The organism is Bacteroidia bacterium, from assembly GCA_039924845.1.
GTDB lineage: Bacteria > Bacteroidota > Bacteroidia > DATLTG01 > DATLTG01 > DATLTG01.
This window is the reverse complement of record JBDTAC010000054.1, coordinates 25,022-40,273: the sequence shown is the minus strand read 5'-3', so window position 1 is coordinate 40,273 and position 15,252 is coordinate 25,022. Positions and strand designations below refer to the sequence as shown.

General features: G+C 35.9%; 13 protein-coding genes. 9 read left to right on the top strand and 4 right to left on the bottom strand.

Annotated features, from left to right (window positions below; all coding sequences use genetic code 11):
- Nucleotides 1–58 precede the first annotated feature (58 nt).
- The 7 genes from hutI (at nucleotide 59) to ABIZ51_05725 (ending at nucleotide 7,073) form a co-directional block, all read left to right on the top strand.
- Nucleotides 59–1,315: an imidazolonepropionase gene (hutI, locus tag ABIZ51_05755; GenBank protein MEO7088280.1), complete on the top strand. Its 1,257-nt coding sequence runs from the start codon at nucleotides 59–61 to the stop codon at nucleotides 1,313–1,315.
- Nucleotides 1,316–1,423: 108 nt separating this feature from the next.
- Complete coding sequence (ftcD, locus tag ABIZ51_05750; GenBank protein ID MEO7088279.1) at nucleotides 1,424–3,109, top strand: glutamate formimidoyltransferase; 1,686 nt, start codon at nucleotides 1,424–1,426, stop codon at nucleotides 3,107–3,109.
- Nucleotides 3,110–3,197: 88 nt separating this feature from the next.
- Nucleotides 3,198–3,965, top strand: coding sequence for a hypothetical protein (locus ABIZ51_05745; protein ID MEO7088278.1), 768 nt, complete (start codon nucleotides 3,198–3,200; stop codon nucleotides 3,963–3,965).
- A gap of 151 nt (nucleotides 3,966–4,116) precedes the next feature.
- The gene (locus ABIZ51_05740) at nucleotides 4,117–4,914 is read left to right on the top strand and encodes a hypothetical protein (protein MEO7088277.1); all 798 of its coding nucleotides are present in this window, start codon (nucleotides 4,117–4,119) and stop codon (nucleotides 4,912–4,914) included.
- A gap of 23 nt (nucleotides 4,915–4,937) precedes the next feature.
- Entirely contained in the window at nucleotides 4,938–5,285 is a 348-nt protein-coding gene (locus tag ABIZ51_05735; protein MEO7088276.1) for a DUF4288 domain-containing protein, read from the top strand.
- 4 nt (nucleotides 5,286–5,289) lie between these two features.
- Entirely contained in the window at nucleotides 5,290–6,330 is a 1,041-nt protein-coding gene (locus ABIZ51_05730) for a histidine kinase (GenBank protein ID MEO7088275.1), read from the top strand.
- Nucleotides 6,327–7,073, top strand: coding sequence for a response regulator (locus ABIZ51_05725; protein MEO7088274.1), 747 nt, complete (start codon nucleotides 6,327–6,329; stop codon nucleotides 7,071–7,073). Before ABIZ51_05730 ends, ABIZ51_05725 begins: the two co-directional genes overlap by 4 nt.
- Before the next feature lie 101 nt (nucleotides 7,074–7,174).
- On the opposite strand, the gene ABIZ51_05720 is transcribed toward ABIZ51_05725, so the two are convergent.
- Together ABIZ51_05720 and ABIZ51_05715 are read right to left on the bottom strand one after the other, a co-directional pair.
- The gene (locus ABIZ51_05720; GenBank protein MEO7088273.1) at nucleotides 7,175–8,071 is read right to left on the bottom strand and encodes a toxin-antitoxin system YwqK family antitoxin; all 897 of its coding nucleotides are present in this window, start codon (nucleotides 8,069–8,071) and stop codon (nucleotides 7,175–7,177) included.
- Nucleotides 8,072–8,330: 259 nt separating this feature from the next.
- The gene (locus ABIZ51_05715) at nucleotides 8,331–9,563 is read right to left on the bottom strand and encodes a sodium:proton antiporter (GenBank protein MEO7088272.1); all 1,233 of its coding nucleotides are present in this window, start codon (nucleotides 9,561–9,563) and stop codon (nucleotides 8,331–8,333) included.
- A gap of 315 nt (nucleotides 9,564–9,878) precedes the next feature.
- Here ABIZ51_05715 and eno point away from each other — a divergent pair, with 315 nt between their 5' ends.
- Both eno and ABIZ51_05705 read left to right on the top strand, forming a co-directional pair.
- Nucleotides 9,879–11,165, top strand: coding sequence for a phosphopyruvate hydratase (gene eno / locus ABIZ51_05710; protein MEO7088271.1), 1,287 nt, complete (start codon nucleotides 9,879–9,881; stop codon nucleotides 11,163–11,165).
- Nucleotides 11,166–11,249: 84 nt separating this feature from the next.
- Complete coding sequence (locus ABIZ51_05705) at nucleotides 11,250–12,560, top strand: citrate (Si)-synthase, eukaryotic (GenBank protein ID MEO7088270.1); 1,311 nt, start codon at nucleotides 11,250–11,252, stop codon at nucleotides 12,558–12,560.
- Nucleotides 12,561–12,671: 111 nt separating this feature from the next.
- Here ABIZ51_05705 and ABIZ51_05700 read toward each other — a convergent pair whose 3' ends face one another.
- Nucleotides 12,672–13,622 (bottom strand): lipid A deacylase LpxR family protein, encoded by a 951-nt coding sequence (locus ABIZ51_05700; protein ID MEO7088269.1) that lies wholly within the window; start codon nucleotides 13,620–13,622, stop codon nucleotides 12,672–12,674.
- Nucleotides 13,623–13,673: 51 nt separating this feature from the next.
- The gene (gene nadB / locus ABIZ51_05695) at nucleotides 13,674–15,236 is read right to left on the bottom strand and encodes an L-aspartate oxidase (GenBank protein MEO7088268.1); all 1,563 of its coding nucleotides are present in this window, start codon (nucleotides 15,234–15,236) and stop codon (nucleotides 13,674–13,676) included.
- Between the last annotated feature and the right edge of the window lie 16 nt (nucleotides 15,237–15,252).

The window sequence follows — 15,252 nt, the reverse complement described above, 5'->3', positions numbered from 1 at the left end:
ACGAATGTCAGAAAATGATTTTCAAAATTATTAACTTGCGGAGCTTTTTAATTTACGTATGAAAATCTTAATAAAAAATATAAAATCCTTGGTGCAAGTAGGGGAAAAGTCGCGTTTAAAAGTGGCAGGCGAGGAAATGAAAAAGCTTTTTTCTATCAACGATGCGTGGCTTGCCATCGAAGATGATAAAATTGCAGATTTCGGTTCGATGAAAGATTTTCCGGGCATTTCCGATTGGTCGGATTTAACGGTGATTGATGCTTCCGGAAAAATAATTTTTCCAACTTGGTGCGATAGCCACACGCACATTGTGTTTGCCGGAAGTCGTGAAACAGAATTTGTGGATCGCATCAATGGTTTGTCGTACGAAGAAATTGCGAAACGTGGTGGTGGAATTCTCAATTCTGCCAAACGTTTGCAAGATGCGAGCGAAGAAGAATTAATAGAAAGTGCACTTATTCGTTTAAACGAAATCATGCGTCAAGGTACAGGAGCAGTGGAAATAAAAAGTGGTTACGGATTAACACTTGCTTCGGAATTAAAAATGTTGCGTGTTATAAAAAAACTAAAAACACTTTCGCCACTTACTATAAAATCAACGTTTTTGGGCGCACACGCTATTCCGAAAATATTTGAAAACAATCGTCAATCGTATATTGATTTACTTATTAATGAAATGCTTCCGCAGATTGCCGAAGAAAAATTAGCGGATTATTGCGATGTTTTTTGTGAGCGAAATTATTTCTCGAAAGAGGAAACAATTCTCATTTTAAAAGCAGGAATAAAACACGGATTAAGACCAAAAGTTCACGCCAATCAATTAAGTAATTCAGGCGGAGTGCAAGCTGGCGTGGAATGTAACGCTATTAGTGTTGATCATTTGGAATATGTGGACGATGAAGAAATAAACGCGTTAATAAACTCGGAAACGATGCCAACTGTTTTACCAGGAGCTGCTTTTTTTCTGGGATTGCCTTTTCCGCCTGCGCGTAAAATGATTGATGCCGGACTTCCGCTTGCTGTTGCGAGTGATTTTAATCCGGGAAGTAGTCCGAGTGGAAATATGAATTTGATGATTGCATTGCTTTGTATTCAATATAAATTAACTCCCGAAGAAGCCATTAATGCAGCCACTATTAATTCTGCTTACGCGATGGATTTGAGTGCTACGCACGGCAGTATTGGCATCGGTAAAAAAGCTAATATTTTTATCACAAAACCAATTCCGAATTATTCTTTTATTCCGTATTCATTTGGAAGTAATTTGGTGGAAACGGTTATTCTCAATGGAAAGCAAATTGATTTGAAATTTTGAAGATGTATCAATATGCAAATTTAAAAGGTTAAACAATCTGAATTTTTCTTCTTTTTTGAAGGAAAAAAATATTTCAAAATAAATAAACAATTATCAATTAATAGAATTATGAATCATCAATTAATAGAGTGTGTTCCGAACTTCAGCGAAGGGCGTGATACGAACATTATTAAACAAATCACTGACGAAATCGAAAAGATTGAAGGTGTAAAATTATTAAATGTAGATCCAGGAAAAGCGACTAACAGAACAGTTGTAACTTTTGTCGGTAATCCGAATGCCGTTGTGGAAGCCGCTTTTCAAGCGATTAAAAAAGCGTCTGAATTAATTGATATGAGCAAACATAAAGGCGAACATCCGCGAATGGGCGCAACAGATGTGTGTCCGCTGATTCCGATTGCAGGAATTACAATGGAAGAAACGGCTAAGTACGCTAAAAAATTAGGCGAAAAAGTGGGTAAAGAATTATCCATTCCTGTTTATTTATATGAAGTTGCACAAGTGGATAAAAAAAGAAATAATCTTTCTGTAATTCGTGCTGGAGAGTACGAAGGATTTTTTAAGAAAATTAAATTGCCGGAATGGAAACCGGATTTCGGACCTGCGGAACATCCTGTAAAATCAGGCTCTACGGTAATTGGTGCGCGCGATTTTTTAGTTGCTTATAATATCAATTTGAATACTACTTCAACGCGCAGAGCTAATTCGATTGCGTTTGATGTGCGAGAAGCGGGTCGTGTGAAACGCGAAGGAAATCCGGTTACGGGAAAAATTGTTACGGATGAAAAAGGAAATCCAGTACACGTTCCGGGAAGTTTAAAATCGGTAAAAGCGATTGGTTGGTTTATCGAAGAATATGGCATTGCACAAATTTCGATGAACTTGACGAATATCAATATTACGCCCGTTCACATTGCGTTTGACGAGGTTTGTAAAAAAGCGCAAGAGCGCGGAATTCGTGTTACAGGTTCTGAATTAGTTGGACTTGTTCCTTTGAAAGCGATGTTGGATGCAGGAAAATACTTTTTGGAAAAACAACAACGTTCAACAGGAGTTTCGGAAAAAGAATTGATTCGGATTGCTGTAAAGTCAATGGGTTTGGATGAACTTTCTCCTTTTCATCCGCAAGAGCGTATTATTGAATATGTATTGAAAAACGATTCGAAAAAAGCATTAATTAATATGTCGTTGATTGATTTTGCAGATGAAACAGCAAGTGAAAGTCCTGCGCCAGGAGGTGGTTCTATTGCAGCGTACATCGGCTCTTTAGGAATTTCCTTGGGAACGATGGTGGCAAATCTTTCGTCACATAAACCAGGTTGGGACGAACGTTGGAAAGAGTTTTCGGATTGGGCGAATCGCGGACAATTTTATAAAAATGAATTGGTAAAATTGGTGGATGAAGATACGAATGCCTTCAACAAAATAATGACTGCTTTTGGTTTACCGAAAGCCAGCGAAGAAGAAAAAACAGCGCGCACACAAGCCATTCAGGAAGCTACAAAATATGCTACGGAAATTCCTTTTAAAGTAATGGAACTCAGTTTTGCTTCTATGGAAATTATAAAAGCGATGGCTGAAAATGGAAATCCGAATTCGGTGAGTGATGCTGGTGTTGGCGCACTTTGCGCACGCAGCGCGGTAATGGGCGCGTATCTGAACGTAAAAATAAATGCGAAAGGATTGTCAGACAAAAAATTTGCAGTCGAAATTCTCGCGAAAGGAAAAGCAATAGAAGAAAAAACACATCTATTAGAAGCCGAAATTTTAACAATTGTAAATAATAAATTATAGATTTTCTTTTTGTAAAAAAGACGTTCGAAAAATTAATTTTTTAAAGAGCTAAAAGAGGCGTTTTAATAAAATCAATAAAAGAAAAAAGATGAAAAAAAACATTACAATGGGATTGTTGCTCTTTTGTTTCGGATTCAACTTTGTGAGCGCACAGTTTTCAACCACAGCACCTTCAGTAAGTAATACGGCTTATACTTCTAAAGGAAATTTTATTTTAGGAACTGACTTGGCAAGCGGTACTCCGTATGGAAATGCCACGTATAAAGAATATGAAAATAATGCGTTGCTAACAAGTGGCTCCACAAGCCATACTGGTACTGCGTTTAATTTTAATTTACAGGCTGCTTATTTTGTTGCAAATAGTTGGTGTATTGGATTGCGTATTTTTCCGTATCCGCAAACTTTCGATTACAATCCGCCCAGCTTAAATCCTTATCTGGGAATTTTCACCCGCTATTATTTTGGACAAAAAAAACACCCTTTTAGCTATACGAATCAAAATAAAGTGGCTTTTTATATGGAAGAAATGTTAGTTGCTGGCTATGGGTCTGAAAAGGAAGTATATAATTCTAATTATTACAACAATTCTTATAACTTTAATAATAACTATAATAATTTTAATTCAAATCCTTGGACGAATTCAAATTATTTAGATTTGGGAACGAACACTCGTTTAGCCTGCACTTTTTTAATTTGCAAACACGTTGCTTTGTCAGGAATTCTTAGTTATTCTTACAATTATTTAACAACTCAAACGACAACGACAACGATTAATATTGCTTCCAATCAAATTGAAAGAGATAAAACCACCGATAATTCTTTTAGTTTTATTGCCAATCTGGAAATCTATCTGTAAAAAGCAGTTTGAAAAAATAATTTCCATTCACCTTTCCCCTACTACCGTTCACCTATTTTAATTGTTTGTTAACCTAATACTGCTTGCGTTGCGTTGCAACGACATCTACTTTTGACAAAAATTAAAAATAAATCTAAAACACTATAAAATCATGGAAAATACAGAAAATAAAAACGAACACACAGAAATGTGGCAACATTGGGAAAAAAGTCATAGAAGAGGAAAAGTTTTTGGCGGAATATTATTTGTGCTAGCAGGCTCCCTCTTTTTTGCGAGAGAAATGGGCGCGGAAATTCCGGCTTGGGTTTTTACGTGGAAAGCTTTATTAATCGGATTAGGTTTATTATCGGGCGTTAAAAGCGGATTTAGAAATACCATGTGGCTGATATTAATCTTAATTGGTTCGGCATTTATTATTTCAGATTCGTATCCACAATTAATGATCAATCATTTAATTTGGCCCTCAGCACTTATTTTAGTTGGTTTATTTATCATTTTTAAACCAAGAAGAAAATGGAACAAACACTATTGGAAAGGAAGATATCGCAACCACAATCATTTTGATAAACATCAGGATTATTGTAATTATCAAGACGATGATTCTTCCGAAGATGCGCTGAATGTAACTTCGGTGATGAGCGGTACTAAAAAAACAACTGTCAGTAAAAATTTTAAAGGAGGGGAAATAACCGTTGTTTTATCCGGAGCGCAAATAGATCTTTCTCAAGCCGATTTTACGGGAACGATTTCGCTGGAAGTAACTGCCGTTTTGGGCGGTGTACAATTAATTATTCCGGCACATTGGGAAATCGAATCGAGATTGACTTCCGTAATGGGCGGCGTGCACGATAAACGTCCAATCAAAACTGCTACAGGAATGGAAGTCCGAAAAACATTAATCCTGAAAGGATCTGTTTTTATGGGTGGAATAGAAATTTCATGTTATTAATTGACAATCTAAAAAAATAAAATATGAATACATATTTGGTAAAATTGGTTTTTAATATTTCCATTGAAGACAAAAAAAAGACGTCGCAATTTGATGAACAAATCCGTTTGATTAAAGCGAACGATACAAAAGATGCCTTTTTTAAAGCGAAAATGCTGGGTAGACAAGAAGAAGATGTGTTTGTCAATAAAAATAATGAAGTGGTAAAATGGGAATTTATAGATGTCATTGATTTGTATCCTTTGCAGGATTTACAAGATGGCGAGCAACTCTATACGCTTACGCATGAAACGGAAGATACAGATTCTTTTATTCGATTTACACATCATAAATCAATGCTCACTCAAGCGAAATTCGTAACATTGACTTAAAATTTTGAGCAAACGCTTTCCATATTCCGTATTTCAGCTTATTGCTGGAAGTCTTGCTGCTTGCGCGATTTTAACAATTGTGCAAGCATTGGTGTTGCATCGTTTGCAATTATCGTGGCAAATTTCTGTGATAGACGCAGCAGTATCAAGCGCATTAATGGTTTTTGCGATTTTTGTAACTACCATTATTCATCAATATTACGATCCAAATAAAGACAGTAAATTACATCGTTTGGGTTTCGCCACCGTGCTTTCTATTTTATTTTGCATTGTGCTGCGTTGGTTGTTAAATGCCATTTTTACAGATAATGCGACGTATTTAGATTTCTTAAATAAATCAATTCCTGTACGATTTGTATTTTGCCTTTTACTCGTTTCAGTAACATTACTCGTGAATTGGTTTTGGAGCGTTTTATCCGATCAACAAGAAAACGAGCAACGAAAATTAGACACTGAAAAACTATTGAAAGAAGCTGAATTGGCAAAACTTCGTCAGCAATTGCAACCACATTTTTTATTCAACAGTTTAAATTCAATCAGCGCTTTAATTGTTGTAAAACCTTTAGAAGCGCGCAAAATGATTCAGCAACTATCTGATTTTCTAAGAGGCACGTTAAAAAAAGAAGATAAATTAGTTCAGCTCACAGAAGAATTAGAACATCTTAAATTGTATTTGGATATTGAAAAAGTACGTTTCGGACATCGTTTAAATGTTGTGTTTTCAACGGATGAAGAGAGCGGAAAACGTTTATTGCCTTCCTTGCTTTTGCAACCGATTGTGGAAAATGCCATTAAGTTTGGTTTGTACGATATTACGGGAGATGTTACCATCAGCATTGCTACCGCTATAAAAGAAAATAATTTATGGATTGAAGTACAAAATCCCTTTGATGCAGAAACCAATAAAAACGTGGAAGGCGCGGGTTTCGGCTTAAATTCTATTCAACGCAGATTGTATTTATTGTACGCGCGCAAGGATTTGTTGATGACAGAAAAAAAAGAATCTATTTTTATCACCACCTTAAAAATACCGGAAATACGATGAGAAAAATAATTATTATAGACGATGAACCTTTGGCGAGAAGCATTGTTGTGGAGTATTTGCAAGCGCATAAAGACATAGAAATTGTGGCGGAATGCAACGATGGTTTTGAAGGCGTTAAAAGCATTGCGCAACATCGGCCAGATTTAATTTTTTTAGATATTCAAATGCCAAAAATAAATGGTTTTGAAATGTTGGAATTGCTGCAACACACGCCGGCTGTCATTTTTACCACTGCTTTTGATGAATATGCGATTAAAGCATTCGAAACAAATGCCATTGATTATTTGTTGAAACCCTTTAATAAAGAGCGTTTTGATGCTGCGGTAGAAAAATGGAAATCGAAAAAAAATTCGGAAACTGCGCCCGATAAACAGTTGCAACAATTTATAGAAACCGCTGCCAAACAGCCAGAAGAGCGCAATCGGATTGTGGTAAAAAATGGAAACGACATTCGTATTATACCCGTAGAAACCGTTTTTTACATTGAAGCGTACGATGATTATGTGAAAATATTTACGCAAGAAAATTATTTTCTCAAAAAGAAAACAATGGCGTATTACGAGGAAACGCTTGATAATACTGTCTTTTTTCGGGCGCACCGTTCTTTTATTATCAATCTCAAGCAATTAACAAAAATAGAATCGCTGGAAAAAAATAGTTACGTGGCTATTCTTAAAAATGGAAAACGCATTCCTATTAGCCGCGGCAGTTATGCTAAATTAAAAGAAGTATTGGGATTGTAATTTTTATTTTTTTATCGTTCGAAAAAATAATTTTTCAAACACCTTTTTCGGCATAAAAAAACAGCTTCAAAAAAATATTTTTTCAAACCTGTTTTTACGTTTTAATTTGAAACCGTAATTTCTTGCTTCCAACCATCATAAATCCCAGTATCTTTTGAGTAAATTGAGACATTTACAGTATAAACACCTTGTTCTTTTGGTGTAAATTTACATTCTATACTACTACCTATATAGTGGTTAAATAGTTTAGCATAAACAACAGTATCCTTGTCCGCTTGCTTTATAGTAACACCCGCATCCACTATTTGTGCATCAGGACCACATAAGGTTACTTTTAATGTTGATTCTTCTCCCGCTTTCATTTCTTTTTCAGGTTCTATCGTTATAATTCGAACTTTTTTAAGAAATTTTCCAAGAGAATCGTATTTCTCACAATATAAGACCTCCCCTTTTTTATATATGGCATACATATCTAATCTGACATTATGATAATATTGTTTATATCCACCATCATTTAAATTATTAATATAATTTTGTATTGTTTTTAATTTGCCATCCTTAAAAAATGTCTTTCCTATGCCGTTCTGTTTACCATCTTTCATGTAGGCTTCCATAGTTAAATCTCCTTCTATATTATATTCTTTTTGAAGACCTTCCTCTTTACCCATAATGTAATACATTTCCGTTTGTAATTGCCCTGTTTCATAATACCATTTTGTAATTCCCACAAGTTTACCATCTGAATAATCTGATTCGCACTTCATTGAGCCATTTGGATAATATTGCTTAAAGTGCCCATTTAAAAGCGCATCTTTAAAAATTGCTTCTTGAAACAACGTTCCATTCGGATAATATATCTTTTTTGTTTTTGTACATGCAGAAAGCCCAAGTACAATCAATAAAAATAATACGTTGCGATTTTTCATTTGCAATTTTTTGTCAATTATTTCAAAATCAAATTTGCAATTTTTTTTGCCTTCAAAAAAATATTTTTTCAAACACCTTTTTCAGAAAATATTTTTTTCGAAATCTCAGCCTTGGATCTTTGTTCCTTTAAAGAAAAAGAAATTAAAGAAAATAGAATTGAAAAATTATTTTTTCGAATAGAATGTTATTTCGCTCCAACGGAGCTAACCTTTATTTCAAAATTTAACTATTACGATTAAACTTCTACGGAGTTAAATAAAAACGGTTTGAAAAAATAATTTTTCGAGGCATAAATTTTTTCAAAAAAAAGATCTTCAAAAAAATAATTTTTCAAATGGATTTCTTCCGAGCCAATTTCCCAATTGTTAAACCTTGAACAAGAATAGAGAAGGTAACCACGCAATAAGTAAGTATCACCCAAAGATCTTTTTGCATTTCGGGCTGCAGCGAAAGTGCGAGTGCAATTGAAATTCCGCCACGCAAACCGCCCCAAGTAAGTATTACGAGCGTGCGTTGCGTAATTTTTTCTTTAAATTTAATAAATTGTGATGGTAAAAAAACAGAAATATATCTGGTTGCTAAAACCAAAACAATCATTAGCAAACCAATCACAATGTAAACAGGAACAAAGTGAATGATGAGTAATTCTAAGCCCATTAATACAAATAAAATTGCGTTTAAAATTTCATCCAGTAATTCCCAAAAGGTGTAAATGTATTCGCTCGATTTTTTACTTTTGGCGTGTTCCTTTCCTTGATTTCCGATAATAATTCCGGCTGCCACCATTGCTAAAGGACCAGAAGTATGCAGGAAATTTGCCAATGAATATCCGCCCATTACTAATGCCAATGTTATTAAAACTTCCACTTTGTAATCGTCTATTTCCCGCATCAACATTAAGCCCAAATAGCCAATTATAATTCCGAAAAGAATTCCGCCAATCGCTTCTTGCGCGAATAACAAAATAATACCTGTAAAATGGATGCTATTGCTTTGTTCGGCAACTTGTAAAATGGTGAGAAAGATAACAACCGCAACACCATCATTGAACAATGATTCTCCCGCAATTGTCATTTCGAGTGAAGGTGAAATTTTTGCTTCTTTTAAAATTGCCAAAACAGCAATCGGATCTGTCGGAGAAATAAGTGATCCGAACAAAAGGCAATAAATAAGATTAGTTTGAATATTAAATAATCCAAGTAAATAATAAGTAACTATTCCGATAATAAATGTAGAAAGCAAAACACTGAATGTGGAAAATACGATAACCGGAATTTTTTCTTGCTTTAACTGTTCTAATTTGATGTGGATAGCGCCCGCAAAAAGCATGAAACTTAACATACTTCCCATCAACAATTCCGAAAAATTAAAATGGCGCAGATACGTTGTTGCTTTTTCTAAAATGGCAGGATTTACAATTCCAATTCCGATAAGTACGAAGGAACTGATTAGCGCCAACACCATCAGACCGATGGTAGCAGGCAGTTTCACAAATCTATTGTTGATGTATGCAAAAAACGCGGTTAAACAAATTAATATGGAAAAAGCAGTATAAAGCGTCATTTTAATTATGGAATTTTTTTAAGAATTCAAGATAAAGATATCAATAAATTAGCCAAAAAAAAGCCACCCTAGGGACTTGAACCTTCGACTTACGTATTACGAATGTGTTATACTACCAAAGAACTATAGTGGCAAACACGTATTGTCATTCAACTTTCGCAAATCTACAAACTAAATTTATTCGCTGAAAAAATAATTTTTTGGAAGTACTTTTTATAGTTAAATTTTATCTTCAAAAAAATAATTTTCTAAGCACTTTTATTTCTACTTTTGAATCCAAATTCAGTTTAATTAATCGAAAAAATAATTTTTCAAATGAGTTTTATAGCTAGCATACAAGCCAGACAAATCCTTGATTCCAGAGGAAATCCAACGATTGAAGTAGATGTGATAACAGATAGCGGAACGCTCGGTCGCGCTGCCGTTCCGTCTGGTGCATCAACAGGCGTACACGAAGCCGTTGAATTGCGTGATGGTGACAAAGGAATTTATCTTGGTAAAGGCGTTTTAAAAGCCGTAAACAACGTAAATACCGTTATTCAAGAAGAATTAAAAGGACAATATATTTTTGATCAAAATCAAATTGATAGAAAAATGATTGCGCTGGATGGCACGGATAACAAAGGAAATTTGGGTGCCAATGCCATTTTGGGAGTTTCGTTAGCGGTTGCAAAAGCTGCTGCGGAAGAAGCGCGCCAGCCGCTGTATCGCTACGTGGGCGGCGTAAATGCCAATACACTTCCGATTCCGATGATGAATATTATCAATGGAGGTTCGCATGCAGACAATAGCATCGATTTTCAGGAATTTATGATTATGCCCGCTGGTGCCAGCTCTTTCAGCGAAGCAATTCGTATGGGCGTAGAAGTTTTTCATCATCTTAAAAAAGTATTAAAGGATGAAAATTATTCTACCAATGTAGGCGATGAAGGCGGTTTTGCACCCAATTTAAAATCGAATGAAGAAGCTATCAAAATGGTTTTGAAAGCGATTGAAGGAGCAGGTTACAAACCAGGAGAAGATATTTACATTGCTTTAGATCCCGCGGCTTCTGAGTTTTATGACGAAAAAGAAAAAAAATACCATTTAAAAAAATCAACAGGCGATAAATTATCCGCTTCTGAAATGATTGATTTTTGGGCTGATTGGGTGAAAAAATATCCTATTATTTCTATTGAAGATGGCTTGGCAGAAGACGATTGGGACGGTTGGAAATTAATGACCGATAAGCTCGGGAAGAAAATTCAATTGGTGGGAGATGATTTATTTGTTACCAATGTAAATCGCCTGAAACAAGGAATTGACAAAGGAGTTGCGAATTCGATTCTCGTAAAAGTCAATCAAATCGGAACACTTACCGAAACAATTAATGCGGTAAATATGGCGTACACCCATTCGTACACTGCCGTGATGAGCCATCGTTCGGGCGAAACAGAAGACAGTACAATTGCGGATTTAGCAGTTGCTTTAAATACAGGAATGATAAAAACCGGCTCTGCGTCGCGCTCCGACAGGATTGCAAAATACAATCAATTGCTTCGCATCGAAGAAGCCTTGGGAGAAACAGCCAATTTTTTAGGCAAAGATTTTAAGTTTATTTGAAATAATTTTGATATTGATATTTAACACGCTAATTTTATACAATTCATTTTTATAAAAAAACAATTCTTGGAAACAAAAGATAATATGGATACTTTAAAAGAAAAATTTGCAGCTAAGGCAATGCCAATGGCGGCAGAAGTAAAAGCATTAATTAAAGAACACGGAGATAAAAAACTGGGAGAATATACTGTTGCGCAAGTATATCAGGGGATGAAGGGCATGATTGGAATGGTTACCGAAACATCTAAATTGGATCCAGAAGAAGGAATTCGTTTCAGAGGTTTTACTATTCCTGAATTGCGCGAAAAACTACCAAAAGCTCCGGGAGGCTTTGAGCCATTGCCTGAAGGCGTTTTTTATCTGATGCTTTTAGGTGAACTTCCTACGCAAGAAGATGTGTTGAACATCGGAAATAACTGGGCGCGCAGAAGTATTGTTCCGAAACATGTGTTTGATTTATTGGACGAATTGCCTGCTGCTACGCATCCGATGACAATGTTCAGTATTGCTGTTATGGCGATGCAAACCGAATCTCTTTTTGCAGCAGCGTATCGCAAAGGCATCAACAAAAAAGATTATTGGGATTATACGTATGAAGATTCCATGAATTTGATTGCGCGTTTACCAAGAGTTGCAGCGTATATTTATCGCAAAAAATATAAAAATAATGTGCACATCGAACCAGATCCTAAATTGGATTGGGCAGCAAATTTCGCGCACATGTTGGGTTATGAAAAAATGGACATGCAACGCTTATTGCGTTTGTATCTTACCATTCATGCGGATCACGAAGGAGGAAATGTTTCTGCTCACGCTACGCATTTGGTAGGTTCGGCATTAAGTGATCCATATCTTTCTTTTTCTGCTGGAATGAATGGATTAGCTGGTCCTTTGCACGGTTTAGCCAATCAAGAAGTATTGATGTGGATATTGAAACTGCGCGAAGAATTAGGCGGAGGTTTACCTTCTAAAGAACAAATTGCAGCGTACATTAAACAAACATTGGAAGCCGGGAAAGTAGTGCCGGGCTATGGACACGCAGTATTGCGTAAAACAGATCCTCGTTTTACAGCGCAACAAGATTTTTATAAAAAATACATCAAAAACGATGACGTTTGCGAAATTGTACAATTGGTGTATCAAGTTGCGCCGCCTATTTTGGAAGCTACAGGAAAAATTAAAAACCCTTGGCCCAATGTAGACGCGCATTCTGGAGCTTTGTTATTGCATTACGGAATGACGGAATACGAATTTTACACCGTAATGTTTGGTGTATCCAGATCTTTAGGCGTACTTGCTTCTTTAATTTGGGACAGAGCACTTGGTCATCCATTAGAAAGACCAAGTTCAGTTACAACAGATGGTTTGAAAAAGAAAATTGGTGTAACAGTATAAATTTTGTTTTTTGTTTTTGAATCCTCAGAAAATTAATTTTCTGAGGATTCTTTTTTGGAAAAGATAAATCAAGAAAATTGTCTTCAAAAAAATAATTTTTCAAAGCACATTTTATTTAAAATGTGCTGCAATACCAATATGCCCCCAACCGTGATAGAGCCCTGTTTTAATCTCGTGGCTAATGTGTGTAAAGGAATAGTCGATGGAAATAGATTGATACGAGAAACAGATTCCACACGTATAGCCAAGTACAATATGATTGATCGCATTGGAAGGCAAAGTGTAAATACTGTTGTCGGAAAACAAAGCGCCTTGCATTGTTCCGTTATAAGCTACGCCCTCCATCCAGCCATTAATAAAAGTATACAATTGAAATTTCCGAGTTCTGTTTCCCGAAAAATAAGATTGCATTTTTCCGAGTCTTAATTTTCCACCCAATTTTATATTGTCATATACATTGCCTCCATTCAATTCTCCCATCCCTGAAAAATCAATACAGGTGTCGTTTAGCAAGCCTTTTTCATAACGTATTCTATAATCCATCATTGCTTGATTTCCAATTTGATATTTCCAACCATCAGGTTGCCGATCGTTTATCCATCGATGAATCATCGCTTGCTCTTCACCACATTCGGCACTTGGTCCGATAACTCCAATATCCATTTCAGAAGTCAGCTTTTGCTTTTTAATTTCTTCTGTGGAAATTTTCACATGACCAATATATACGTATCCTGCATAAGGTCTATCTCCCCTTTGGATACTGCTAACCGTTATGGAAGTGGGTGTAAAACCATCTTGATCCATATTTATTTTATACTCCACAATTGAGTTAGAAAGTTTCGGCAAAAGAGCCATCAATGGATCATATCTCCAGCACGGAAAAACAAATTCGATTTTTATCCCTTGTGTATAGTAAAAATCCGTACCAGTAAAATAATCGTTTTCGTAATTTATTTTTATTGAGGAGTTTGTACTGATTCTACTTTCTGTAGTATCCGATTTCGCATCAGCGCGTATCGAAAAAAAGGAAATAATAAATAAAAAAAGGATTTGTCGTTTCATCTTAAAATAACATACGTAAAAAAGAGGAAGTGCGATTTTAGTCTTGAAAAATTATTTTTTCAAATAATCAATTGTGTAGTGCAAACCTTTGCTTTCTTTACGTTTCATGGCACATTTAATAATTAAATATCCAACCGTAATGAGGTTTCTCAATTCGCATAATTTAGGCGAAAGCGTTGTTTTTTGATACAACATTTCGTTCTCTTTATATAAAATTTCTAATCTATCAAATGCCCGTTGAAGGCGTAAATCCGAACGAACAATTCCAACATAACTACTCATTATGGCTTGCACTTCTTTCAAACTTTGCGTGATTAAAATCATCTCTTCTGGATGTTCCGTTCCTTCCGTATTCCAAGCTGGGAGTCCTTCACAAAAATTATTTTTTTGAACTTGTTTTATCGAGCTTAAACTTGCACGATGCGCATATACCAAGGCTTCCAGCAAAGAATTAGATGCGAGCCGGTTTGCGCCATGCAAACCAGTGGATGCACATTCGCCTACGGCATATAAATTTTTAATGGTACTTCTACCCTCGTCATCTACTTTTACACCTCCGCAAAGGTAATGCGAAGCTGGAACGACAGGAATAAAATCTTTCGTAATATCAATTCCAATGGATAAACATTTTTTATAGATGTTCGGGAAATGCTCTGTTAGTGCAGTTTTATCAAGATGTGTACAATCTAAATATACAAAATCATCGCCTCGTATTTTCATTTCATTATCAATAGCACGTGCAACAATATCGCGCGGAGCAAGGGATTTACGCACATCGTATTTTTCCATAAAGGAATTTCCGTCCATTGTCTTTAATATACCGCCAAAGCCGCGTACAGCCTCAGAAATCAAGAAAGAAGGATGCTCGCCCGGATTGTAAAGCGAAGTAGGATGAAACTGAATAAACTCCATATTTTTCACGCTGCCTTTGGCGCGATACACCATCGCAATTCCGTCGCCCGATGCAATGGTAGGATTAGTAGTCGTTTCGTACACATTTCCTGCGCCGCCTGTTGCCATCAGCGTTGTTTTTGCGAGAATGGTTTCTACTTTATTCGTTTTTAAATTTAAAATATACGCGCCATAACAAGCAATATCAGGCGTTCTACTATTTACTTCGATGCCGAGATGGTGCTGCGTTAAAATATCAATAGCAAAATAATGATCAAAAATTTCGATGTTTGGATGGGTGTGTGCCTTCGCCAATAAAGCGCGTTCTATTTCAAATCCAGTATTGTCTTTGTGATGTAAAATTCGATGTTCCGAATGTCCACCTTCTCTTGCTAAATCGTATTCTCCTTTAGCTGTTTTGTCAAATTTAGCACCCCATTCTATCAGTTCTTTTACGCGTTCGGTAGATTCAGTAATCACCATTCGCACAACGTTTTCGTCGCACAAACCGTCTCCGCAAATCAGTGTATCACTTATGTGTTTTTCGTACGAATCGGGTTCGTACATCACGGCAGCAATTCCGCCTTGTGCATATTTCGTGTTCGACTCGTCTTCGTTGGCTTTCGTAATCATGCATACTTTGCCGTGCTCCGCCACTTTCAGTGCGTAACTCAAGCCTGCAACGCCCGAGCCGATTATCAGAAAATCAACTTTTTTGCTCAAAATTATTCTTACTTTT